20 protein-coding genes are annotated in these 21,700 nt (G+C 60.9%); 12 read left to right on the top strand and 8 right to left on the bottom strand.

Annotation, left to right across the window (positions count from 1 at the left end; translation table 11 throughout):
- Positions 1 to 75 precede the first annotated feature (75 nt).
- Complete coding sequence (rcdA, locus tag AB4Z24_RS04660) at positions 76 to 624, bottom strand: protease adaptor protein RcdA (protein ID WP_290992147.1); 549 nt, start codon at positions 622 to 624, stop codon at positions 76 to 78.
- Positions 625 to 1,004: 380 nt separating this feature from the next.
- A complete protein-coding gene (locus AB4Z24_RS04665; protein ID WP_441706239.1) occupies positions 1,005 to 1,196 on the bottom strand; it encodes a DUF1192 domain-containing protein in 192 nt (63 codons plus the stop codon).
- 194 nt (positions 1,197 to 1,390) lie between these two features.
- On the opposite strand from AB4Z24_RS04665, the gene AB4Z24_RS04670 reads away from it, so the two are divergent.
- Positions 1,391 to 2,371, top strand: a complete 981-nt coding sequence (locus AB4Z24_RS04670; protein ID WP_441706805.1) for an NAD(P)H-quinone oxidoreductase — start codon at positions 1,391 to 1,393, stop codon at positions 2,369 to 2,371.
- A gap of 24 nt (positions 2,372 to 2,395) precedes the next feature.
- On the opposite strand, the gene AB4Z24_RS04675 is transcribed toward AB4Z24_RS04670, so the two are convergent.
- Positions 2,396 to 3,250, bottom strand: a complete 855-nt coding sequence (locus AB4Z24_RS04675; protein ID WP_441706240.1) for a TIGR01459 family HAD-type hydrolase — start codon at positions 3,248 to 3,250, stop codon at positions 2,396 to 2,398.
- A 136-nt stretch (positions 3,251 to 3,386) separates the two neighbouring features.
- On the bottom strand, positions 3,387 to 5,708 hold the full coding sequence (locus AB4Z24_RS04680) for an EAL domain-containing protein (protein ID WP_441706241.1): 2,322 nt from the start codon (positions 5,706 to 5,708) through the stop codon (positions 3,387 to 3,389).
- Between the two features lie 335 nt (positions 5,709 to 6,043).
- On the opposite strand from AB4Z24_RS04680, the gene AB4Z24_RS04685 reads away from it, so the two are divergent.
- The 8 genes from AB4Z24_RS04685 to AB4Z24_RS04720 all read left to right on the top strand — a co-directional run bounded on the left by AB4Z24_RS04685 (position 6,044) and on the right by AB4Z24_RS04720 (position 15,125).
- Positions 6,044 to 6,787 (top strand): SDR family NAD(P)-dependent oxidoreductase, encoded by a 744-nt coding sequence (locus AB4Z24_RS04685; RefSeq protein WP_441706242.1) that lies wholly within the window; start codon positions 6,044 to 6,046, stop codon positions 6,785 to 6,787.
- A gap of 128 nt (positions 6,788 to 6,915) precedes the next feature.
- Positions 6,916 to 7,821 carry a LysR family transcriptional regulator gene (locus tag AB4Z24_RS04690; RefSeq protein ID WP_441706243.1) on the top strand — a complete coding sequence of 302 codons (906 nt, stop codon included), beginning with the start codon at positions 6,916 to 6,918 and terminating at the stop codon, positions 7,819 to 7,821.
- Between the two features lie 203 nt (positions 7,822 to 8,024).
- The gene (locus tag AB4Z24_RS04695) at positions 8,025 to 8,555 is read left to right on the top strand and encodes an NAD(P)H-dependent oxidoreductase subunit E (RefSeq protein WP_441706244.1); all 531 of its coding nucleotides are present in this window, start codon (positions 8,025 to 8,027) and stop codon (positions 8,553 to 8,555) included.
- Complete coding sequence (locus AB4Z24_RS04700) at positions 8,552 to 10,120, top strand: formate dehydrogenase beta subunit (protein WP_441706245.1); 1,569 nt, start codon at positions 8,552 to 8,554, stop codon at positions 10,118 to 10,120. The genes AB4Z24_RS04695 and AB4Z24_RS04700 overlap by 4 nt, the downstream gene beginning before the upstream one ends.
- 55 nt (positions 10,121 to 10,175) lie before the next feature.
- Positions 10,176 to 13,073 carry a formate dehydrogenase subunit alpha gene (gene fdhF, locus AB4Z24_RS04705; protein ID WP_441706807.1) on the top strand — a complete coding sequence of 966 codons (2,898 nt, stop codon included), beginning with the start codon at positions 10,176 to 10,178 and terminating at the stop codon, positions 13,071 to 13,073.
- 55 nt (positions 13,074 to 13,128) lie between these two features.
- Entirely contained in the window at positions 13,129 to 13,926 is a 798-nt protein-coding gene (gene fdhD, locus AB4Z24_RS04710) for a formate dehydrogenase accessory sulfurtransferase FdhD (RefSeq protein WP_441706246.1), read from the top strand.
- A gap of 27 nt (positions 13,927 to 13,953) precedes the next feature.
- Entirely contained in the window at positions 13,954 to 14,196 is a 243-nt protein-coding gene (locus AB4Z24_RS04715) for a formate dehydrogenase subunit delta (RefSeq protein ID WP_441706247.1), read from the top strand.
- Between the two features lie 176 nt (positions 14,197 to 14,372).
- Entirely contained in the window at positions 14,373 to 15,125 is a 753-nt protein-coding gene (locus AB4Z24_RS04720) for an RDD family protein (protein ID WP_441706248.1), read from the top strand.
- Positions 15,126 to 15,187: 62 nt separating this feature from the next.
- Here the strand turns inward: AB4Z24_RS04720 and AB4Z24_RS04725 are convergent, their stop codons facing one another.
- A complete protein-coding gene (locus AB4Z24_RS04725; protein ID WP_441706249.1) occupies positions 15,188 to 17,272 on the bottom strand; it encodes an elongation factor G in 2,085 nt (694 codons plus the stop codon).
- A 359-nt stretch (positions 17,273 to 17,631) separates the two neighbouring features.
- On the opposite strand from AB4Z24_RS04725, the gene AB4Z24_RS04730 reads away from it, so the two are divergent.
- Positions 17,632 to 17,880, top strand: a complete 249-nt coding sequence (locus AB4Z24_RS04730) for a hypothetical protein (RefSeq protein WP_441706250.1) — start codon at positions 17,632 to 17,634, stop codon at positions 17,878 to 17,880.
- A 64-nt stretch (positions 17,881 to 17,944) separates the two neighbouring features.
- On the opposite strand, the gene AB4Z24_RS04735 is transcribed toward AB4Z24_RS04730, so the two are convergent.
- On the bottom strand, positions 17,945 to 19,147 hold the full coding sequence (locus AB4Z24_RS04735) for a pyridoxal phosphate-dependent aminotransferase (RefSeq protein ID WP_441706808.1): 1,203 nt from the start codon (positions 19,145 to 19,147) through the stop codon (positions 17,945 to 17,947).
- Positions 19,148 to 19,439: 292 nt separating this feature from the next.
- Here AB4Z24_RS04735 and AB4Z24_RS04740 point away from each other — a divergent pair, with 292 nt between their 5' ends.
- Together AB4Z24_RS04740 and AB4Z24_RS04745 are read left to right on the top strand one after the other, a co-directional pair.
- Positions 19,440 to 19,898 carry a hypothetical protein gene (locus AB4Z24_RS04740; protein WP_441706251.1) on the top strand — a complete coding sequence of 153 codons (459 nt, stop codon included), beginning with the start codon at positions 19,440 to 19,442 and terminating at the stop codon, positions 19,896 to 19,898.
- Positions 19,899 to 19,986: 88 nt separating this feature from the next.
- Positions 19,987 to 20,478 (top strand): hypothetical protein, encoded by a 492-nt coding sequence (locus AB4Z24_RS04745; RefSeq protein WP_441706252.1) that lies wholly within the window; start codon positions 19,987 to 19,989, stop codon positions 20,476 to 20,478.
- 46 nt (positions 20,479 to 20,524) lie between these two features.
- Here AB4Z24_RS04745 and AB4Z24_RS04750 read toward each other — a convergent pair whose 3' ends face one another.
- Together AB4Z24_RS04750 and AB4Z24_RS04755 are read right to left on the bottom strand one after the other, a co-directional pair.
- Positions 20,525 to 21,256 carry an SDR family NAD(P)-dependent oxidoreductase gene (locus AB4Z24_RS04750; protein ID WP_441706253.1) on the bottom strand — a complete coding sequence of 244 codons (732 nt, stop codon included), beginning with the start codon at positions 21,254 to 21,256 and terminating at the stop codon, positions 20,525 to 20,527.
- A gap of 122 nt (positions 21,257 to 21,378) precedes the next feature.
- Positions 21,379 to 21,594 carry a PsiF family protein gene (locus AB4Z24_RS04755; RefSeq protein ID WP_441706254.1) on the bottom strand — a complete coding sequence of 72 codons (216 nt, stop codon included), beginning with the start codon at positions 21,592 to 21,594 and terminating at the stop codon, positions 21,379 to 21,381.
- Positions 21,595 to 21,700: the final 106 nt, after the last annotated feature.

Here is a 21,700-nt window from a genome sequence, read left to right on the forward strand (position 1 = left end):
TCGAACGTCTTCTCGCTTGATAACAAAAAAGCCCGGTCGCGAGACCGGGCTTTTTCAATGCGCGAAATCTTGAATTCAGCTGTATTTGCCTGCAAACGCGCGCTCCAGCAGGCCAACCTGCTGCGCGACCGGATTGACGGCCGCTTCCGGCGTATCGGCAGCCGAAGGCTTGGTCAGAACGCGATCGAGCTGCGAAATGCGATCGTGCAGCTGGAAGCTTTCTTCGATCAGGTTTTGCAGACCCTGCGGAAGATCGGAATAGCCTTTGACGTGCGAAGGCCGGCCGAAGGCCTGCAGCTTCACGCGGCGGCGCTTCTTCTGTGCCTCTTCCGGTGTGATCTCCCCCTCACGCAATGCGCGACGGATCAGCAGCCATGAGGCGAGGTCGAGCAGCCGAGTTGTCAGCCGCATGCTTTCGGTGGCATAGAGCACGCCTACGCCGCCGACGAGATCCTTGGCTTCCTTACGGCCTGGTCCATCAAGGTAGCTGGCCGTGCGCTCCACGAGCGCCATGCCTTCTTTGAAGATGTGGTCGAACTGTTCGGAGGACTGAAACCGCTCACCGAACGAGACCGTTGTGGCGCTGCCAATAGGCGCACCATCCACGCGATATACGTTACTCATGACCCTCAACGATACAAACGCTTACCCGTCCGCAACTGCTACCACGAACTGACATTAGAGCACCATAGTTAACAAGAACGCCCAAAACGGGGCGTGTATCCCCAACTGGCCGATGCTCCTGTGGACAATGCAAAAAAAGAGCCGCCCTCATCGAGCGGCCCGAAAGTCAACAGGGAGGCGTCAATTAAGCGGCAGAGGGGCCGCTTATATCCAGATGGCCTGGATCGGCGCCCAAATTGCCCGGATTTGCTTAAAGCTGAGTTAAGTCGCGTAAGCCTTTGGACAGTGCGGCATTAGCGAATTGGCACATTGTTCGAATTTGACCAGTCTCGAAATCGAACGGCATCGAACGCATTTCAGATAAATACTTCAGAACTTCTTTACGATTTGAAAAGCGCGCGGGCAGCGGCCTCATGCTGACGCTTTTTTTGAAGCTCGACCTTCACGCGCGCGATTTCGTCTTCGAGATCCTTCACGCGCCTTTCGAGCTCGGCGACGGACAGCGTTTCGAGATTGTCTCCGATCGCCATACCGGCCGGCTTCTTTCGCGGCATTAGATCATCGAGGTCCATGGCTGTTCCTCCAAGTCTCTTTTGCGGCAGCTTATGTGAGATGCCGCAAGCGGTCGAGAGTTGCTATCGGGAACGACATGATCAGTGGAACGAACCTTAGCCGTTGCGCCGATCCGCTTGCTCCAATCGACGTACCGGTGCATTCCTCTCGCGTCTTCAATGAGAAAGCGAGCGTGATGGATCTGCCGACGTCGATGAAAGCCGTTGTGATCGCTGGATCCGGCGGCCCCGAGGTGTTGCAGCTGACCGACGTGCCGGTGCCGCAGCCGAAAGCCGGTGAAGTGCTGATCAAGGTTGCAGCTGCGGGTGTGAACCGGCCCGACGTGCTCCAGAGGCAGGGAAATTATCCGGCGCCGAAAGGCCATTCCGAGCTGCCGGGCCTCGAAGTCTCGGGCGTCATCGCAGCTCTTGGGGAGAACGCCCATCATCTCGCGGTGGGCGATGCCGTCATGGCGCTCGTCCCCGGCGGCGGATATGCCGAATACGTCGCCGTCTCTGAGCTTTCCTGCATCAAGAAGCCGGACGCGATTTCATTTATCGAAGCGGCAGCAATCCCCGAGAGTTTCTTCACGGTCTGGCACAACGTGTTCGATCGCGGCCATCTCAAGGACCGCGAGAAATTCCTCGTCCACGGCGGCACGAGCGGCATCGGCGTCACCGCGATCCAACTCGCGAAAGCCTTCGGCGCGACGGTCTTCACGACCGCCGGTTCCGATGAAAAATGCGCAGCTGCGCGCGCTCTCGGCGCCGACGTGGCGATCAATTACCGGACAGCGGATTTCGCACAGGTCATCAAGAGCGAGACCGCCGGCAAAGGCGTTGACGTAATTCTCGACATGGTCGGTGGCGACTACATAGAGAAGAACATTCGCTCACTCGGCGACGACGGCCGTCTCGTCAACATCGCCTTTCAGAAGGGTTCGACGGCGACAGTGGACTTCATGCGCGTAATGCTGAAGCGGCTTACGCTCACCGGATCGACCTTGCGCATTCGCTCGCCCGAAGTGAAGGGCCACATTACCCGCAGTATCGAAGAGCATGTCATTCCCCGCATCGTGACGGGCGAGATCAAGGTGCCGATCGACAGCACTTATCCGCTCGCACAAGTCGGCGAAGCCCACGCGCGGATGGAAAGCAGCGCGCACATCGGCAAGATAGTCCTGACGGTTGCTTGAGTAGCGGTCGCGTGCGCGAGCCGCCTACCAGCTGAAGCTCTTCATCAGCGCAACCGGTTGCGGCATATCCGAAGGAAAAAGTCGCCCGGCCGCCTCAGGCAGCAATTCATCCGAGCGGACATGAACGCCGCTCGCGATGAAGACCGAACGAATGCCGAAGTTCGACGCGCCCGCGATATCGGTCCCGACGCCGTCCCCGATGGCGAGAACGCGATCTTTGCTGACTTCGCCCCTGCGCAATTCGGACCCCGTGCGCAACGCCAGATCGTAAATCGGACGAAAGGGCTTGCCGGCATAATTCACGGTCCCGCCCAGCGCCACATAGGCGGCAGCGATCGCACCGGCACAATAGATGATGCGGCCACCGCGCTCGACCTTCAAATCGGGATTGGCGCAGATCATCGGCACGTTGCGCGCCTTGAGCGTTTGCAGCAGCGCCGAATAATTGTCTGGCGTCTCGCTTTCGTCATCGAAGAGCCCGGTGCAGACCGCGACCTCCGCGTCGTCCGCGGACGCTCCGGGCACCGCACGCAAGCCGGCGAAGATCGGCAGATCGCGCTCCGGTCCGATGTGCAGGATGCGCCGTCCGGCCCAGGCGTCGATCAGGCTGCGTGAAACATCACCCGAGCTGACGATGCCGTCATACGCCGAACGCGCCACGCCGATGCTGTCGAGCTGGCGCGCGACGCTCTCGTGCGGACGGGGAGAATTGGTGACGAGAAGTGCGGTGCCGCCCTGCTTCCGGAAAGCCTCGCACGCCGCGACCGATGACGCGAACGGCCGGACGCCGTTGTGCATCACGCCCCATATGTCGACGAACCAGAGATCGGACGAGGCGGCAAAAGGCGCGATAGAGGAAATAAGCGGAATGGCGGTCATGCGAGGCCTTACGCGAGATCAGATCCGTTAATGCGACCTCGATTTGCGGCCTATAAACGAGCCGGAGCCGGACTGTCATCCGGCTCCGTCGTCACACGCCTTTTTGGGCAGTCGCGGCAGTTCACTATGGGGCTCGTTATGCGGCAGCCGAATGCTTGGCCGGCGCACCGCCACCGACGTTGACCTGGCGGGGAGCGCCGAAGAGTGTTCCCTGGCCAAGCAATACGCCGGTATCGAGCAACCGCTTCTGCGTCGCCGCGTCCGTGATTCCGCTCGCGACGATCGACAGTCCAGCAAGCGTCGCCCGCTGCAGGATCTCCTCCGCCGGCACGAAACGGTCGCGTGACGTCATGCCGTCGAGAAGCGCTTGCGCACCGAGCCGGACGAAGCGGAAGCCGGTTTGCTGAAGCGCGGCAAAGTCCGTTCCCATGTGCGTGACCTGATCGAGCGCAAAGTGGAAACCGAACGAGTGCATATCCCGCAGCGCTTGCCATGCCGCCGGCGAGAAGCCGTCGAGGGTGCGCTGAGAGAACGTCAGCACGAGTTGCGCGGCAATTCTCGGCCGGGCTTCGTAGGTGTGAGCAAAGGATTCGAGGAATGCCCTGCTCGTAACCGACGATCCGAGGAAACTCGTCAGTAGCAAGCCGCCTCTGTCCCGCGCATCCATCCGGCCCGTAAGCGCCGCCGCACGGTTGAGACGCGCAATATCGAAGCGCGAATCGAGTTCGCCGATCAGAGCGAAGTCCTCTTCGTTTGCTTCGAGCGCGTCGCCCGTCGACGATCGCAGAATGGTCGTCATTTCGTAGTGACCGACCGAATGCTCCGCGAGCGTAACGATCGGCCCGAGCATCACATCGAGCAGCTCGTCTTCGATGGCGCGCGCAACCGCAGCCACACGCGGCGGCAATTCCGGATTGGATGCCGCCTCTGCCCCGAACTCCAGAATGGGCAGTTCGGGAAGCGCCAGGTCGGGAAGCGGCAATTGCTGTTCCTCATGCCCGCTCGCTTGCTCACCCGTCATCTGCAAACCCGGCTGATCAAACCCTGAGCCCGCGTTCGTATCTTCGTCGGCCTCGAAACCGGCGATACGCTCAGCGGTCGCCGGAATGACGAGTTCGCCGAGACCTTGCGACGGCGAAGGTTCCGCCGCGACCGGCGGAACAAACGCCTGAGCCGGTAACGCCTGAGCCGGTGCGGACATCGCGGCAGCGGCAGCGGCCGGCTTCATCGGTGCGGGCGCTGGCGCTGCAGCCGGCTTCGGCACTGCCGTGTCGAGCGTTGGAACGAAATCACCGAGCGAAGGACGCTGCCGCATGTTGTTGGCAACCGCCCGGAGCGCGCCGATAGACTCCTCGAGCGCGCCTGAAGGCGTCTTCGCGCGATCGTTCGGACGCACAGGCTTCGGCGCGCGCAAAGCTTCGGCGGCGTTCACTTCATCCGCAAGCTCTTTGATCTTCCGCTGAACCAGCTCGAGATCGCCTTCGATCGTCACGGCCGGGTTGGCAGCAGGCGTAGCATCGGCAGCCGGCCAGCCCGGAGCTGGCGCCGGCCCTTTGACAGGCTGAGGCTGCGCGTCGACCCGCCGCCGGAACGACCAGCGCTCGCGGCCCGCCTCGGGAGGAGCAGGTCTGTCGGCCACCGGAGCTGCAAACGCCGGACGGCCTTTGGCATCTGGCACCGGCTTCAATGGGGCTTTTGCAGGAACCTCTAGAGAAGGCTGCGTCGAAGTCTGCATAAAGGGTTGTTGCAGAGTGGGTTGCATGACGGGACGAGGCGCGGGACGCCCCTGCTTGTCGCCACCGCGATCGGGTATGGTATCGGCAGACGCAGGCGCGCGGACAGCCACCTGCTCCGGAGCAACCGCCTTCGGCTGCGGTGCACCGGCGGGCTGCGCGGGGCCAGCCGCTTCAGCACGCGGTACCAGATTGCCGATATCGCGGCTCAGTTCACGGATCCGCGCTTCGGGCGTGCTCGAAGCCGGAGCGACGGCAGGCGCGGCAGGCGCCGCAGCCGTGGATGGACGCGTCGGCGCGCCCTTTACCTTTGCAGGAACAGCCTTCACCTCGTTCGCTTTGATGCCGTTCGGCTTCACGTCGTGCCGCGTTTGCGCAAGCTCAGCTTTGAGCTGAGCGATCTGCGCCGATTTCTGAACTTGCTTGTGCAGGAGCATCGAGAGCGCGAGCACGACGATGCCGGTCGCGGCTGAAACGGACAGCGAAAGCCCGATTTGCGCGAAGCACATCATCGCAATCGCTGCAGAAACGATCACGATCGAAAGCACGATGAGCCCGTCCCTTGGTGCCGGCTCTGGCAGCGTATCGTTTGCCTCATCGGTTGTAGGCGCGGCGGGACCGGTCGCGGGGGCGGGCCCCGAGGCGGCACCGAGAGCCTGCGACGGCGCAGCAATGTCGACAGGAGCGACACTGGCCTGCGGCTTTGAAATGTCCTGCTTTGTCATGGTGTTCCAGGCTGCCTTCGATTCGTCTGCCTTTAACCTTCGCAGACGGAAGAACGGAAGCAATGTACTGACGGCCGCTATCACCACCTTTTCGCGCGGCACCGCCACAACCAGAGTGATCATACCCCCTGAGGGGCGCTGAGGTCACACGATTATATCTTGCGAACATATGTCCGCACCCGTGCATAGCCGCAAAAGCGCCCTTGACCTGTCTCCCGCAAACCCGAATCGGCGCGCTGTTTAGGTCTCGTTAGGCGAATCGGCATGCTATCGTGCAACCGACGGCGCCTCTCGCGTTCGCCGGTTAAGCGTATTGTTCAAGAGGGGAAGAGCGCATGTACATGGATCGAGTAGGTACCAGCGTCGAAAGTGAAGTCTCGAGCGAGCTTGCGCGGGCACGCATCCTGATCACGGGTCTCACAGGCGTAGCGGGCGTTGACGTTGCACGCGCCTTCGCGGACCTGAAAGGCCGCCTCGTTGTCCATACGACGGACCTTTCCCCTGAACTGGTCGAACTGGCCGCGCTGTTGACGCAGAGCGCCAGCGAAATTCGCCTCCATACACTCGACATATCGAACGCCGATTGCGCCGCGAAGTTCGCGCAAACATCGGCCCAGACCTATGGCGGCCTCGATGCGGCAATCAATATGGCGTCGATCTCGTCAACCGAAATTGAGGCCCTGAACGCCGACGGCGATCTCGAAGCCCTCGTCTCCTCGAAGCTCGCGCCGCTCGCGCAGCTGACGCGCGTCATCGCCAATCGCATGTGCGTGGTACTGAGCGAAGGCATGGTCTTGAACGTCCTGAAAATGCCCGAACCCCAAGATCGCCGCACGGCCGCTGTCGCCGGCTTCGCCCGCACCGCTCTTGCGGCGATGATTGCGAGTGAAGCGCGCGAATGGGCCGGCAAAGGCATCCGCATCAACGGCGTCGGTCCGAGGGCCTTCTATGATGGCGGCCATTCCGGCGCCTACCTCGCGAACGAGCCCGATGTCGCCACGCTGGCACTCCATCTGGCGTCGCGCCGCGGACGTTCCCTTTCGGGCCACGTCTTCGACGCCGGCGGAATCGACTTCTAAACCCGCGGCTAGGCCTTGCCCACGCCAGCGAGCCGGTCGAGCCCAGGACGGGTTGCTAGACGGGCTGCGAGATTGCATTTGCTCATAGGGCCGCCGATGGTTAGCCCTCTCTCGGGAGAGAGAGACAAATGGATATCCGCCAGCTTCAATATCTCGTCGCCCTCGCACGCGAGAAGCATTTCACGCGCGCCGCCCAGGCCTGCAACGTCACGCAGCCGACACTCTCGGGGCGCATCCGCCAGCTCGAGCTCGAGCTTGGCGTCCCCATCGTCGAACGCGGCCAGCGATATCAGGGCCTGACGCAGGAGGGAGAGCGCGTCCTCAAGTGGGCGCAACTCATCCTCAACAACTGGGCGTCGATGCATCAGGAGCTGGCCCACCTCGCGATCAGCGACTTCGGTCTGACCGGCCGGCTGACGCTCGGAGCCATACCGTCGGCGTTGCCGATGATCCCCTACCTGACGCGGGACATCCAGCGCCTGCACCCGCAGATCAACTTCACAATCATGTCTATGAGCTCTGAGGAAATTCTCCGCGGGCTTGACGACTATTCGATCGACGCCGGCATCAGCTATCTCGACAACGAGCCGATCAACGGCTTGGTCGCGACACCGCTCTATTTCGAACGCTACTGCCTGTTCATCCCGGAAGGCCATGCCTTTGCCGATCGAGAGACCGTGACTTGGCGCGAAGCCGCCGAGTTGCCGCTCGGACTTCTGACGTCAAACATGCAGAACCGCCGAATCATCGATCGCGCCTTTCACGACGCCGGATGCCGTCCCACGCCCGCGCTCGAAACCAACTCGGTGATCAATCTTTATTCAAATGTCCGGCTGATGCACCTCGCGAGTGTGATGCCCCATTATCTGTTGGACCTGCTCGGGAGCGAGCAGGAACTGAAGGCCATTCCCCTCGTCGAGCCTAAAGTCGCCCACAGCGTGGGACTGGTCACACAGAGTCGTGATCCTGTCGCACCCCTCGTCCGCGCCTTTCAGGCGGCCGCCGCCAAATTTTCAGTAAACATTATTTCTTAAGGAGAAACGGCCACTTAGACCGCCATATTTGCCTCAAACTGTGAGTTCCCCCGCAGTTATTGCGTCGCCTCATAGATGAAATCTATAATGAGATCGACCATATCGATTTGAATACGGGCATCGGATGCCACACTTAAAATCATGCGGCAAAGTGGCCTTCTGCGTCACGGCGACCGCCAACAAACACTGAGGAAACGCCAAACATGGCGAAGAAAGCCGTAAAGCAAACGAACGGCTCACGGGTGGATCAAGTTCCGGCCCCGACCCCTGCTGAGGTCGCGGCGTTGGCATCATGCGCACGCCACGGAAACAAGCCTGACGAGCTTCTTGAAATCTTTCACGACTTGCAGCACCAGCTCGGCTACGTGCCCGACGCTACGTTGCCCGTCATCGCGAGGGCACTGAACCGCTCGCGCGCCGAAATTTACGGCGTCCTGACATTTTATCACGAATTCAAGCGCCATCCTGTCGGCAAGCACGTCGTTAAGATCTGCCGGGCCGAGGCCTGCCAGTCCATGGGCACCGACGCGTTGTGTCAGCACGCTGAGCAATCGTTGCGCACGCCGCTCGGCGGCACGACGGCCGACGGAATGGTGACCATCGAGCAGGTCTTCTGCCTCGGCAACTGTGCGCTGTCGCCGGCGATTATGGTCGGGGAAAAACTTTATGGTAAAGTCGATCCTAAACGTTTCGATGAGATCATCGGCAGCCTCGAGAAGGAAGCCGCGGAATGATCAGGGTTTTCGTACCACGAGATGCCGCCGCCCTCTCGGTCGGCGCCGATGAAGTTGCGGCCGCAATTGCTGCGGAAGCAAAAAAGCGCAAGCTCGACATTCAGATCGTCCGCAACGGTTCGCGCGGCATGCTCTACATCGAGCCGCTGGTCGAAGTTGAAATGCCCAAGGGCCGCGTTGCGTATGGACCGGTTGCGCCAAGCGACGTCGCAGGCCTCTTCGATGCCGGCTTCCTCGAAGGCAAATCGCACGCTTTGGGCCACGGCCGCACCGAAGAAATTCCCTATTTCAAAAACCAGGAACGGCTGACGTTCGCCCGCTGCGGCATCACCGATCCGCTCTCGATTGAAGATTATCGCGCTCACGGCGGATTCCAGGGTCTGGCGAAAGCCCTCCAGATGAAGCCGATCGACATCGTCACGGAAGTAACGACATCGGGGCTTCGCGGACGCGGCGGCGCCGGCTTCCCGACCGGCATCAAATGGAAGACGGTTCACGATTTGCCCGCCGGCGAAAAATACGTCGCCTGCAACGCCGACGAAGGCGATAGCGGCACCTTTGCCGACCGCATGCTGATGGAAGGCGATCCCTTCTGCCTGATCGAGGGTATGACGATCGCGGCCGTCGCGGGCGGTGCGCAAAAGGGATACATCTACGTCCGTTCCGAATATCCGCACTCCGTGCATGTTCTGCGCGAAGCTATTGAGATTGCGCGTCGCGCCAACTGGCTCGGCGACAATATCCAAGGATCTAAATATTCCTTCGATCTCTTCGTGCGCATGGGCGCAGGCGCCTACATCTGCGGCGAAGAAACCTCCATGCTCGAAAGCATCGAAGGCAAGCGCGGCATCGTTCGCTACAAGCCGCCGATCCCCGCGATCGAAGGCCTGTTCGGCAAGCCGACGATCATCAACAACGTGATGAGCTTCGCGGCCGTACCGATCATCATTGACAAGGGCGGCGAGTTCTATCGCGACTACGGCGTCGGCCGTTCGCGCGGCACCCTCGCGTTCCAGATCGCCGGCAACATCAAGCAAGGCGGACTGGTCGAGAAGGCCTTCGGCGTCACGACGCGTCAGTTGATCGAAGACTGGGGCGGCGGCACCGCAACCGGCCGTCCGGCACGCGCGGTCCAGGTTGGCGGCCCGCTCGGCGCCTACATCCCGGCATCGAAGTTCGACGTGCCGATGGATTACGAGGAATTCGCCAAGGTCGACGCGATGGTCGGCCACGGCGGTCTCGTCGTGTTCGACGATACGGTCGATATGGCCAAGCAGGCGCGTTTCGCGATGGAGTTCTGCACCATTGAAAGTTGCGGCAAGTGCACTCCCTGCCGCATCGGTTCGACGCGCGGCGTCGAGGTGATCGACAAGATCATCGCCGACGTCGACCGCGCGAAGAATTTGGCCCTGCTCGAAGATCTATGCGTGACGATGGCGGACGGTTCGCTCTGCGCCATGGGCGGACTGACGCCGTTCCCAGTCATGAGTGCGGTGCGCGGCTTCCCCGAGGACTTTCAAAAGCCCGCGCCGTCAAACAAGTTTCTAGCGGACGCAGCAGAGTAATTTCCAGGATTACAATCCTCAACGAGGACGCTCCATGAACCATCACGTCAAGCCGATGACCCTCATCAAAGAGACGGACTACGGCACGCCGAGCCCGGAGATTCACGAAGCCACCAAAATGGTGACGCTCGAAATCGACGGCCGCGAAATCACGGTTGCCGAAGGCACCTCGATCATGAACGCGGCGATGCAGCTCGGAATTCAAATTCCGAAGCTCTGCGCCACCGATAGCCTCGACGCCTGGGGCTCCTGCCGCCTTTGTCTTTGTGAAATTGAAGGCCGCCGCGGAACGCCCGCATCATGCACGACGCCCGTCGCGCCCGGCATCAAGGTCACGACGCAAAATCCCCGCCTCGCCAACATCCGCCGGGGCGTCATGGAGCTTTACATCTCCGACCACCCGCTCGACTGCTTGACCTGCGGCGCCAACGGCGACTGCGAGCTGCAGGATATGGCGGGCGCCGTCGGCCTGCGCGAAGTCCGCTACGGTTACGACGGTGAGAACCACGTATTCGCCAAGCGCGCTGATGGTGAACTCAACGACCGCTTCAAGCCGAAGGATGGCTCGAACCCCTACTTCCAGTTCGACCCCTCGAAGTGCATCGTCTGCTCGCGTTGCGTCCGCGCTTGCGAAGAAGTGCAGGGCACGTTCGCACTGACGATCGACGGCCGCGGCTTCGCTTCACACGTCTCTGCCGGCATGGACGAAGAGTTCCTGGCCTCGGAATGCGTCTCCTGCGGCGCCTGCGTGCAGGCCTGCCCGACGGCGACGTTGATCGAGAAATCAGTGCTCGATCTCGGCCAGCCGGAACACTCCGTCGTCACGACCTGCGCCTACTGCGGCGTCGGCTGCTCGTTCAAAGCCGAAATGCGCGGCGAAGAAGTCTCGCGCATGGTTCCCTACAAGGACGGCGGCGCGAACGAAGGTCACTCATGCGTTAAAGGCCGCTTCGCGTTTGGCTACGCGACGCACAAGGATCGCGTGCTGACGCCGATGATCCGCGAGAAGATCACCGATCCGTGGCAGGTCGTGTCCTGGGACGAAGCCATCAACTACGCCGCGAAGCGCCTGAAAGAGACGCAGGCGAAGTACGGCAAGGACTCGATTGGCGGCATCACCTCCTCGCGCACGACGAACGAAGAAGTCTACGCTGTCCAGCGCATGGTTCGCGGTGCCTTCAACACGAACAACATCGATACCTGCGCTCGCGTATGCCATTCGCCAACCGGCTACGGCTTGAAGCAGACGTTCGGCGAATCCGCCGGCACGCAGGACTTCAAGAGTATCGATAAGACTGACGTGATCATGGTCGTCGGCGCCAACCCGACCGATGGTCACCCCGTCTTCGGTTCGCGCATGAAGAAACGCATCCGCGAAGGCGCAAAGCTGATCGTCATCGATCCGCGCCGCACCGACATCGTTCGTTCGCCGCACGTCGAGGCTGCCTACCACTTGCAGCTCCAGCCCTCGACCAACGTCGCCATCATGAACGCGATCGGTCACGTCATTGCGACTGAGAACCTGATTGATCGCAAGTTCGTCAACCGCCGTTGCGAACCAGCCGATTTCTATCGCTGGGAAGAGTTCATCAAGCGGCCGGAGAATTCACCGGAAGCTCTCGAATCGATCACCGGCGTTCCGGCACAGCAGGTTCGCGAAGCGGCCCGCCTTTATGCGACGGGCGGCAACGGTGCGATCTATTACGGCCTCGGCGTCACCGAGCACAGCCAAGGCTCGACGATGGTCATGGCGATGGCCAACATCGCGATGGCAACCGGCAACATCGGCCGTGAAGGCGTCGGCGTGAACCCGCTCCGCGGCCAGAACAATGTGCAGGGTTCCTGCGATATGGGTTCGTTCCCGCACGAATTCCCGGGCTACCGTCACGTTGGCAACGCCGAAGTGCGCTCCATCTTCGAGAAGGAATGGGGCACAAAGCTCGAATCCGAGCCTGGTCTGCGCATTCCCAATATGTTCGATGCGGCATCCGACGGCACCTTCATGGGCCTCTTCATCCAGGGAGAAGACATCGCCCAGTCGGATCCCAACACGCATCACGTCGAGCATGCACTGTCATCGATGGACATCGTCATCGTCCAGGACCTGTTCCTGAACGAGACGGCCGCGTTCGCTCACGTCTTCCTGCCCGGTACGTCGTTCCTCGAGAAGGATGGCACCTTCACGAACGCCGAGCGGCGCATCAATCGCGTGCGCAAGGTGATGCGTGAGAAGCAGGGGATGCCAGAGTGGGAGGTCGTGTCCCGCATCGCCACCGCCATGGGTCATCCGATGCGCTATAACAATGCGGCTGAGATCATGGACGAGATCGCCCGCGTTACGCCGACGTTCGAGGGTGTCTCCTTCGACCGGATCGACGAGCTTGGATCCATTCAGTGGCCGTGCAACGAAGAGCACCCGGTCGGTACGCCCGTCATGCACACGGAAGAGTTCACGCGTGGCAAGGGCCGCTTCATGCTGACAGGCTTCGTCCCGACGGCAGAACGCTCGAACCGCAACTTCCCGCTGATCCTGACAACAGGGCGCATCCTGGCGCACTACAACGTCGGTGCCCAGACCCGGCGCACGGACAACGTCGCCTGGCACCCCGAGGACATCCTCGAGATCCATTCGAGCGACGCGGAACTGCGCGGCATCAAGACCGGCATGAAGGTGTCGCTCGCGAGCCGCGTCGGCGCGACAACGCTCACGGCGAAGATCTCCGACCGGATGCCGCCGGGCGTCGTCTATACGACGTTCCATCACCCGGTTACGGGCGCCAACGTCATCACCACTGACAACTCGGATTGGGCGACCAACTGCCCCGAGTACAAGGTGACGGCGGTGCAGGTGACCGTCTCCAACCACCCGTCCGAGTGGCAGGAGGAGTGGCAGGGCCGCGAGATCGAGAACAAGCGCATCGGCAAAGAAAAGAGGCTGGAGCCGGCAGAGTGACTGGCTCTGCCGTCCAAGCTGGAGGTGACGTACGGTGAACGTGGCGCCGAAAAGCGTGTCTCAGCCTGACGGTGGCGCGGAGCTTTGCTCCCGCCCTGCCGTGGGCGAGCTGCATTCGGCATCCGGCACGCAAGCCGTGACGTGGCAACTCCCCGAGGAGGTGCCCGTCGCGCTGCAGATCAATTCCGAGCCCTATACGGTCATGATGTCGACGCCGGCGGATCTTCGCGATTTCGCCACCGGCTTTCTCGTCGGCGAAGGCATCGTCCCCGATCCATCGAAAATCCAGGGCATCCTCGTGATGCCGGTCGACGGCGGCATGGCGATCGACGTTGCCGTGCCCGAGACCGCGATTGAAACGTCGCGTCTCGCGCGCCGCGCTATGGAAGCACGCACGGGCTGCGGCCTATGCGGCGTCGAAGATATCGAATCCGCGGTTCGGCCATTGCAGAAGCTCGACCGGACCTGGTCGCCCACTTCCGAAGCCATCAGGCGCGCCGAGAAGAGCCTCTTCGAGCACCAGCCGATGAACCGCTTCAACCGCTCGGTTCACGGCGCCGCTTGGGTGTCGAAGGACGGCGAGATCCAATTCGTCCGCGAGGACGTCGGCCGCCACAACGCGCTCGATAAGCTCATCGGTGCGCTCTACGTCCGCGGCATCGACCGGACGGACGGCTTCGTCCTGATGACCAGCCGCTGCAGCTTTGAACTCGTTCAGAAGTCCGTGACAGCAGGCATCATGGCCTTGGTGACCGTCTCCGCGCCAACCGCCCTCGCCCTCGAACTCGCCAAGAAGGCCAATCTCTTTCTGGCGTCGCTCGGGCCCGGTGGCCCCGTCGTATTCCATTCCTGATCAACGCAACCTCAATCGAGCAATCTGATGAAAGCTTCCGATCTCGTCCGCATGGCCAATCAAATAACGGACTACTTCTGCATCTACCCGAAGTCTGAAGCTATCGACGGCATCGCCAAGCACATCCAGGCATCGTGGGAACCGCGGATGCGCAATGCTCTGAAAGCCCACATCGATGCCGGCGGCGAAGGCTTGTCGCCACTGTTTCTCGAAGCGATGACCGATTACTTCAAAGGCCCAAAATCGCCGGTCAAAGCCGCGGCGCGCTAATAGAAAATCGAAAGCGGCCGCAACACCGAGTCAACTCACGTTATCGGACCAGCCGATTCCGGTGCGTGCGCGCACGGCCCACTGTCAATTTCGTTGTTTTCTCTCAGAGTATATATTTCTAATGTAAGTTCCATCGATAGGGCGCCGCCCTGATCGCTTAAACTGTGCGAGCACCAATGGATCAGAGTGCCCCTGCTCTGGAAAGCGAGCCCAACGAAGAGCCCAAGTATGCGCGCTTCACCCGGCGGATCCAGGCAATGGCCATCGACGCCATTCTATTTTTCGCAGGCATACTCGCCTGCCTAAGCCTCGTTACCGCAACAAACAATCAGTGGGTCGCCTGGGTAATTGGCACAGCTTTTTGCGTTGCACTGATTTTCTACGAGGCCGCCATGGTTGCAGCCACCGGCGGGACGATCGGACATTGGCGGAAAAATCTGCGCGTTGTCGATGATCGAACCGGCGGCAACATTAGTCTAGCCAGGGCTTTCATCCGTTTCATCGTAAAGGGCTTGCTCGGCTGGCTATCGTTCGTCGCAATGCTGCTGACGAAACGTCGGCAGGCATTTCATGACGTCCTGACGCGATCCACCGTGCAGATCCGCAACGCAGCCATAGCCGAGACCCATCACTATAGCGGTGCCGACCCGGATATCGGAAGCCCCAACATGCCGTCCCGGCTGAGACGTGCGCTCGTGATATTCGGATACATGTTCTTGATAGGGGTATCGGTGCAGATCGTGATCCTCGTTTTGTTTGCCACTCGCGAGATGTCCGGACCTTGCCTGAAGTCGCAAGCGGGCTGCAGCGCGGCCGAAACCGCCACGCTCGGAGCGCTCGGCATTGGCCAGATAGGCGGATGGCTATTTGTTCTTGCCCAAGGATGGCGCGGAAAATTGTTCGGTGCGCGTGCAAAGCGCACTCGCTAATCGTCAAACTGAAGCGTGCACAAGCTGAGGCCCCGTGCACGCTTCGGCTCCATCGAAACCGTTTACTCGGCCGCCGCCTTGCTGGCAGCGATGACCTGGTCCTTGAGCCGCCCTGTCACTTCCGACAGGTGATCGAACCCAAACGTGAACGATCCGACGCCCGCCGTCGCCGATCTGAGATCGATGATCAGGCTGTCCATCTCTGCTTCGGGAATGTGAGCCTGGATCAAATCCCATCCCGACCATCCGGGGCGCGCATCAAAGCCGAGGATTTGCCCGCGTCGTTGCGAGATGATGCTGTTGATCCGTGCGTTGGCCTCCGACGGCACCGCGATCGAAACCGCCATGATCGGCTCCAGCAGAACAGGATTGCATTTCGGCAGCCCCTCCGACATCGCCAGCCGCCCCGCCTGCCGGAACGCCATGTCGGATGAATCAACCGAATGATACGATCCGTCCGTCAGCGTCACCGCAACATCGACCACCGGAAAGCCGAGCGGGCCTTCGCTGAGGTAATCGCGCACGCCGATTTCGACCGAAGGAATGAAATTCTTCGGAATGGCGCCGCCTGTGATCTTCTCGTCGAAGACGATCCCGCCGCTTCGGGGCAGCGGCTTGATGTCGAGTTTGACGTCACCGAACTGACCATGCCCGCCCGACTGCTTCTTATGCCGCCCGCGGACTTCGGTCGCCGACCGGATCGTTTCCTTGTAGCCGACACGCCGCTTCTCGCGTTGCACGTCGATGCCGTACTTGCGCATCAGCCGTTCGAGCGCCACGCGAATGTGCATTTCGCCCTGTCCGTGCAGCAAAATCTGATGCATCTCGGCATTGTGCTCGAGTGTCAGGGACGGATCTTCATCGATCAGCTTGGTGACCGCCGCCGACAGCTTCACCTCGTCTTTCCGATCTTTGAGGCCAAGCCCGATTGCGAGCGCGGGTTGCGAAGCCTCGGGCACGGGAATCTGCTCGATCGACGTTTTGCCGACGGCAATCGTCTCGCCCGAGTGAACGCCGTCGAGACGGCCCAGCGCGACCGTATCGCCGGGCTTTGCAGCACCACGCTTCACCGCTTCTTCGCCGCGAATGGAGAAGATACCGGCGGCGCGCTGCTCGTGACCGTTGGCACCCGTAACCGTCGCCCCATCAGGAATCTCTCCCGCGAAGACGCGCGTGTACGACAGTTTACCACCCGCTCTCGTATGAACGCTCTTGAAGACATAGGCCGCCGATTTGAGGCCATCGACCTTCAACCGCTTCGCCGTATCTTCGACCGAAGGACATTCGTGACGGAGCACCTTCAGTAGCCGCAGGATGCCGTGCCCATGCTCGGCCGAGCCGATAAGAACGGGGCAAATCAAACCGTCGCGCAGCTCTTTCGAGAGATCGTCGAACACGCGGTCGTTCGGCGGCGGAATATCGGCGAGCAGCTGTTCCATCAGCTCATCGTCGTAATCGGCGAGCTTCTCGAGCATCTGGAATCGCGCTTCCTTCTCGCGCGCTTCAATCGCCGACGGCAGCTCGATGATCGTGCTGGGCGCATGTTCGCGATAGACGTAGGCGCGTTCGGACGCGAGATCGACGAAGCCCGTGGCAATGCCATTTTCCCAGATCGGGATCTGGCGCAGCACCAGCGGCTTGGCACTGGCGGGCTGCAGGCTCGGAATGACGTCGTGCATCGGGATCGGCGACACATCGATCTTGTTCAGGAAGAGGATGTGCGGAACGCTCATATCCTCAAGTTGCTTCAGGATCACCTGGAGCGCCGAAACGCGCTTCGGATCGGCCTCGCAGACCACGACGGCCATATCGCAAGCCGGTAGCGCGATCGTGCCTTCATGCGCGAACTCGACCGAACCTGGACAATCGATAAAAGTGAAATTTTCCCCGAGGAACGTCGCATCGGCGACGTTGAGGCCGACGCTCATCGCGTGCTCGCGTGCTTCCGGAGTACTATCGCCAAGCGTCGAATTGGCTGCGATCGACCCGGCTCGTGAAATGGCGCCCGTGCGGGCGAGTATGGCTTCGAGGAGTGTCGTCTTACCGCTGGCGAAGGGCCCGATGAGCGCTACGCAGCGCGCGCCTCGGACCCCAGCCCTATTACCTTGTGTGCCATTTCCGCCCTTCGGGCCATCTGAGCTCGTCATGATTGCCTCCGATGTTGCGAGGCGCACGACCATAGAGCCGCGCCCCGCACCTCGGAAGAGAGCGGCAAGTCGATGCTCGCTCCAAAGTCAGGTCCGCACAACGGGAATCGCCGCACGGTTTCGTGAAGAATGTATTGCGATGCGGTAGAATTATTAGAAAACCGCGTTCCTATACTGCATCGCCAAAGCGACTTCTTAAATTGCTCCGCCAGGGCAGTCCGGAAAGGCAAAAATAACTTGAATAACTTTAAACTTGTCGCATTGTGAACTCTTCCGGCGTTTCACGCGTTCTTAGGGCACTGGCGAGAAATTCGGAATGGGCCAGAGGGAAATTGGCTCAGGAAATGCGAGGCTGGGTTATGAGTATAGAAACATTGATGTCCGCGGCCAACGCTGCCGGATACGTCATGGCCGCCGAAGAACAACTCCCCGAGACATTCGGCGCCGAACCTCAGGTGTTTGAATTCAAGTCGCAGCCGGCGACGGCGCTGGCGATTTGGCGTCCGGTCGTACCCGCCGTTGATGGCAAGCCTCTGGCTGGGCACATTTCCAACGCCTGGGACTGGTTTACCGACCGCTTCGTACACCACGGCGCAACGCCGGCCTGAGCGACGAAACAGGTAAGTGCTCGATGTGAGGAGCGCGCGATTGAGATCGCGCGCTTTTTGTTTCTCAAGTGAGATTTCCGCAGAAGCGCTGAATGCGCGTGCAGGCGTCCTTCAACGACTCGGTCGAAGCCGCATAGGACACGCGGAACGACGGCGAACCCTCGAACGCAGCGCCATGCACCACCGCAACGCCTTCTTCCTCGAGCAAGGCCGTGACGAAGTCCTCGTCGTTTTTGATGGCCGTGCCTGATTTGCTCGTCTTACCGATCAACGCCTTGATGCTCGGATAGACGTAGAACGCGCCCTGCGGCTTCGGGCACTGCAAGCCCTTTGCCTGATTGAGCATGCTGACGACGAGATCTCGCCGTTCGACGAAGACCTTGTTGTTCGCAGCGATGAAGTCCTGCGGCCCGTTGAGAGCCTCCACGCCCGCCCACTGCACGATCGACGACGGGTTAGACGTCGACTGCGACTGCAGCTTGCGCATGGCATTGATGAGAACTTCCGGACCCGCGGCATATCCAAGACGCCATCCGGTCATGCAGTAGGCCTTCGACAGCCCGTTCATCGTGAGCGTCCGGTCGTAGAGCTTCGGCTCGACCTGCGCCGGCGTCGCAAACTTCAACCCGTCATAAAGCAGGTGCTCGTACATATCGTCCGTCAGCACCCACACATGCGGATGCTTGAGCAGGACGTCCGTCAGCACCTTCAGCTCGTCGGCCGAATAAGCCGTTCCGGTCGGATTGGAAGGCGAATTGAAAATGAACCACTTCGTCTTCGGCGTGATCGCCTTTTCGAGCGCGTCCGCGCGGAGCTTGTAGCCGTCTTCGAGTGTCGTCTCGGCGAACACAGGCTTGCCGCCGCCGAGTATCACGATATCCGCATAGGACACCCAGCACGGCGCCGGCATGACGACCTCGTCACCCGGATTGAGCGTCGCGAGCAGCGCATTATAGAGCACCTGCTTGCCGCCGGTCCCGACCGAGACTTGGCTCGCTTTATAGTCGAGACCGTTGTCCCGCTTGAACTTCGCGACGATCGCCGCCTTGAGTTCCGGAATGCCGTCGACGTCCGTGTATTTCGTCTTGCCCTCGTCGAGCGCCCGCTTGGCGGCATCTTTGATGTTCTGCGGCGTGTCGAAATCCGGCTCGCCCGCCGACAACGAAACGATGTCACGGCCTTGCGACTTCAGCTGTCGCGCCTTCATGGAGACGGCAATGGTGGCGGAGGGTTGGATTCGGTTCAGACTGTCGGCGATGAAGCCCATGTTCAAGCGGCCTGTTATCGAGATTGAGATCTAGCGTTTTCGCATCGCGGAATAAGCGGCGCGGACCGTAATTGCAATGTTTCCGTGTCGCAAGTCGGCGTTTTCTAGGGCCTCGCGATGAGCACCACATCCGTGCTGATGCTACAGCGCAACAAATGCACCGGAATGATTTGGAACTGCCGGTTTCACGAGCTTGCGCCACAATCCGAACCCATCGCCGCCCAGAAGCGCAGGTCAACTTCCTCACGTGATCTACTTACTGAGTTGATGACGAGCGGGAGGAATTGAGACAATGCCAGTCAGCGTTCAGCCGGAAACGCGCAAACGCCGGAAAAGCGGCGTGGCGCCGAGGTGTTCCAATCAGCTATGGCGGCCCTTGATCGATGCCGCCGTCGCAGGACTGGCATTCGTTCTAGTCAGCACGACGTTTTGTGCCCCGGTCAAAGCCGGAACCTTTCCGACGGCGTTCGCAGGCATCCACCACAGCGCCACGCCGTTCGCCATAAAAGCCGTCGCCGATCCCGGCCCGCCGCCGATTGTCGAGATCGCAACCGCCAGTTCTCCCGCCGAGGCAATCTACCGCCGGACCAGCGCGACCGCGGCATGGGGGCTGCTCGGGGTTGCATTTTCGATGCTCGCAGCGCTGAATTTAGCCATTCTTAGGCATGTGAAGCGCGTTTACTCTCCGCGATTTGCCCTTTCCTGCAAACGAGATAGGGTAATCGGCCGATGTGGCTCTGAGCGCTATTGAATTGCCTTAATCTCGATTGTACCTGTGGGGGCGGCGAGACGGAATCTGAGCCGGTTCGCTGCCTGATAGGAATGCTGGAGGCCGAAGCATGACGAAGCAGGACTTGAGACCCTTTTGGCTGGGCTTGACGGCGGGTGCCGCCGTTGCCGCCATCGCCGGCGCGCTGCTCTCCGCCAATAGCGAAACCGTCCTGCGTAAGAGCTTCCAGACTGCCCTCAATCGGACGAGCACCGAAGCCAAGGCAGGAATGGTAGCGGCCTCGTCCACTCCCATCTCCGGTTCGGAAGACTACTGGCTGTCCGCGATGCGTGACGGCACGATGCCCGTCAACAAGACGATCTCTGTCGGCGATCAGATTTCTATGAACCTTGGCGGCGTCCGGCGCACGCTCGAAGTCGCGACCGTTTCGGACTTTTCTCCCAAGATCACCCAGATCGATACGTCGCCGGCGCCAAGCCACTTGGTGCTCGTGACCGCACGCGACCTGGGCGATTCCGGCGCGCGTCCGATCCGCTTCGTCATGGAAATCCAGCAGAACGGCTCGCCGGTCGTCACCAGCCGCACCGGCCGCACTCTCTGACGCGCTGAATTTCTGTCAATCTGATCGACAGACGTTTCGAGCGGCCTCACCAGGCCTGCAGTTCTTTGTCTTGGAAAAACCCGCCGTTGGGTCCGTCGCTGTCGATTGTCGCGAGCCACACCGCGGTTTCCGCACCCTTCTCAGGCGAACGAGGCGCATCCTTACCGCCCATGCCGGTCCTGACCCAGCCCGGCGAGCACGCGTTGACCTTCACGTCCGTACCCGATGCAGCAGCTTCCGCCGCGGCAATCCGGGTCAGGGCATTTAGCGCCGCCTTCGAAACTCGGTAAGCCGGGTAGCCCTTCCCCATTTGGCTCAACTGCCCGGCGAGAGACGACATGTTGATCACGCGGCCGAACCCGCGCGTCAGCATGCCGGGCATCAGCGCGCGCATCGTGATCGAAGGTCCGAGCACGTTGGTCTCCCAAGTGCGCCGGAACACCTCGTCCGTCATGTCAAAGAGAGAGGAATTGAAACCGCCGGGCCCATCGATCAGAATTGCGGCATTGTTGACCAGAACATCGATCGGCGCATGCGTAAGCTCGATTTCCGTGAGCGCGTCGAGCAGGCGTCCGGAGTTCGCCATGTCGAGGATGACGGGCTTGACGTCGACACCGGCCTTCTTGAAGTCGTCGACGGCCATGACGACTTTCTCACGCGATCTGACGCCGGCAAGAATGCTGAAACCCAGGAGCGAAAGCTGCCGCGCAATCTCGAATCCGATGCCGCGATTGGCCCCCGTCACGAGTGCAGTTTTGGATCCTTCCGTGTGCGGCATGACACTCTCCAAGCATGGGATAGCATCTTCCGATAGCGTATTGCCCGCCATATGCCGCCAACGAAAAAACCCCGCAAGAAGGTGCGGGGTTTCTCACCTAGTCGGACTTTCGTCAAACGAAGTTATTTCTTTTCTTCAGGTTTCGTGTTGCCGTGCATCATCTCGTGCTTGCACTGCGCCCGGAATTTCTTGCGATCCTTGCCGTGCAAGCCCTTCGCATCCGCCTGCTTCGAGCATTCCAGGGAGGCAGCAGACTTTTCGGCCGCGGCGAATGCGGCTCCGCTGCCCATGACAAACGTGGCGGCAACTGCAGCAGCAATCAATCTGGTGGTGATCATTTAAATCTCCGTCTTCTCTATTTGGGGTTTCCTCCGCCAGCACCGTCCGAACCATGTCCGGCCGGTAGCGGCCCCCCTTTTCACAACCCGATAACGCACAACGGCC

The sequence above is a fragment of the Hyphomicrobium sp. 2TAF46 genome (assembly GCF_052114865.1).
In the GTDB taxonomy this organism is placed as follows: Bacteria; Pseudomonadota; Alphaproteobacteria; order Rhizobiales; family Hyphomicrobiaceae; genus Hyphomicrobium_B.

Excerpts from the sequence above, each read along its gene's own strand:
- rcdA (WP_290992147.1), bottom strand. The coding sequence starts at position 624 with ATGAGTAACGTATATCGCGTGGATGGTGCGCCTATTGGCAGCGCCACA.
- AB4Z24_RS04665 (WP_441706239.1), bottom strand. The coding sequence starts at position 1,196 with ATGGACCTCGATGATCTAATGCCGCGAAAGAAGCCGGCCGGTATGGCG.
- AB4Z24_RS04670 (WP_441706805.1), top strand. The coding sequence starts at position 1,391 with ATGAAAGCCGTTGTGATCGCTGGATCCGGCGGCCCCGAGGTGTTGCAG.
- AB4Z24_RS04675 (WP_441706240.1), bottom strand. The coding sequence starts at position 3,250 with ATGACCGCCATTCCGCTTATTTCCTCTATCGCGCCTTTTGCCGCCTCG.
- AB4Z24_RS04680 (WP_441706241.1), bottom strand. The coding sequence starts at position 5,708 with ATGACAAAGCAGGACATTTCAAAGCCGCAGGCCAGTGTCGCTCCTGTC.
- AB4Z24_RS04685 (WP_441706242.1), top strand. The coding sequence starts at position 6,044 with ATGTACATGGATCGAGTAGGTACCAGCGTCGAAAGTGAAGTCTCGAGC.
- AB4Z24_RS04690 (WP_441706243.1), top strand. The coding sequence starts at position 6,916 with ATGGATATCCGCCAGCTTCAATATCTCGTCGCCCTCGCACGCGAGAAG.
- AB4Z24_RS04695 (WP_441706244.1), top strand. The coding sequence starts at position 8,025 with ATGGCGAAGAAAGCCGTAAAGCAAACGAACGGCTCACGGGTGGATCAA.
- AB4Z24_RS04700 (WP_441706245.1), top strand. The coding sequence starts at position 8,552 with ATGATCAGGGTTTTCGTACCACGAGATGCCGCCGCCCTCTCGGTCGGC.
- fdhF (WP_441706807.1), top strand. The coding sequence starts at position 10,176 with ATGACCCTCATCAAAGAGACGGACTACGGCACGCCGAGCCCGGAGATT.
- AB4Z24_RS04715 (WP_441706247.1), top strand. The coding sequence starts at position 13,954 with ATGAAAGCTTCCGATCTCGTCCGCATGGCCAATCAAATAACGGACTAC.
- AB4Z24_RS04720 (WP_441706248.1), top strand. The coding sequence starts at position 14,373 with ATGGATCAGAGTGCCCCTGCTCTGGAAAGCGAGCCCAACGAAGAGCCC.
- AB4Z24_RS04725 (WP_441706249.1), bottom strand. The coding sequence starts at position 17,272 with ATGACGAGCTCAGATGGCCCGAAGGGCGGAAATGGCACACAAGGTAAT.
- AB4Z24_RS04730 (WP_441706250.1), top strand. The coding sequence starts at position 17,632 with ATGAGTATAGAAACATTGATGTCCGCGGCCAACGCTGCCGGATACGTC.
- AB4Z24_RS04735 (WP_441706808.1), bottom strand. The coding sequence starts at position 19,147 with ATGGGCTTCATCGCCGACAGTCTGAACCGAATCCAACCCTCCGCCACC.
- AB4Z24_RS04740 (WP_441706251.1), top strand. The coding sequence starts at position 19,440 with ATGCCAGTCAGCGTTCAGCCGGAAACGCGCAAACGCCGGAAAAGCGGC.
- AB4Z24_RS04745 (WP_441706252.1), top strand. The coding sequence starts at position 19,987 with ATGACGAAGCAGGACTTGAGACCCTTTTGGCTGGGCTTGACGGCGGGT.
- AB4Z24_RS04750 (WP_441706253.1), bottom strand. The coding sequence starts at position 21,256 with ATGCCGCACACGGAAGGATCCAAAACTGCACTCGTGACGGGGGCCAAT.
- AB4Z24_RS04755 (WP_441706254.1), bottom strand. The coding sequence starts at position 21,594 with ATGATCACCACCAGATTGATTGCTGCTGCAGTTGCCGCCACGTTTGTC.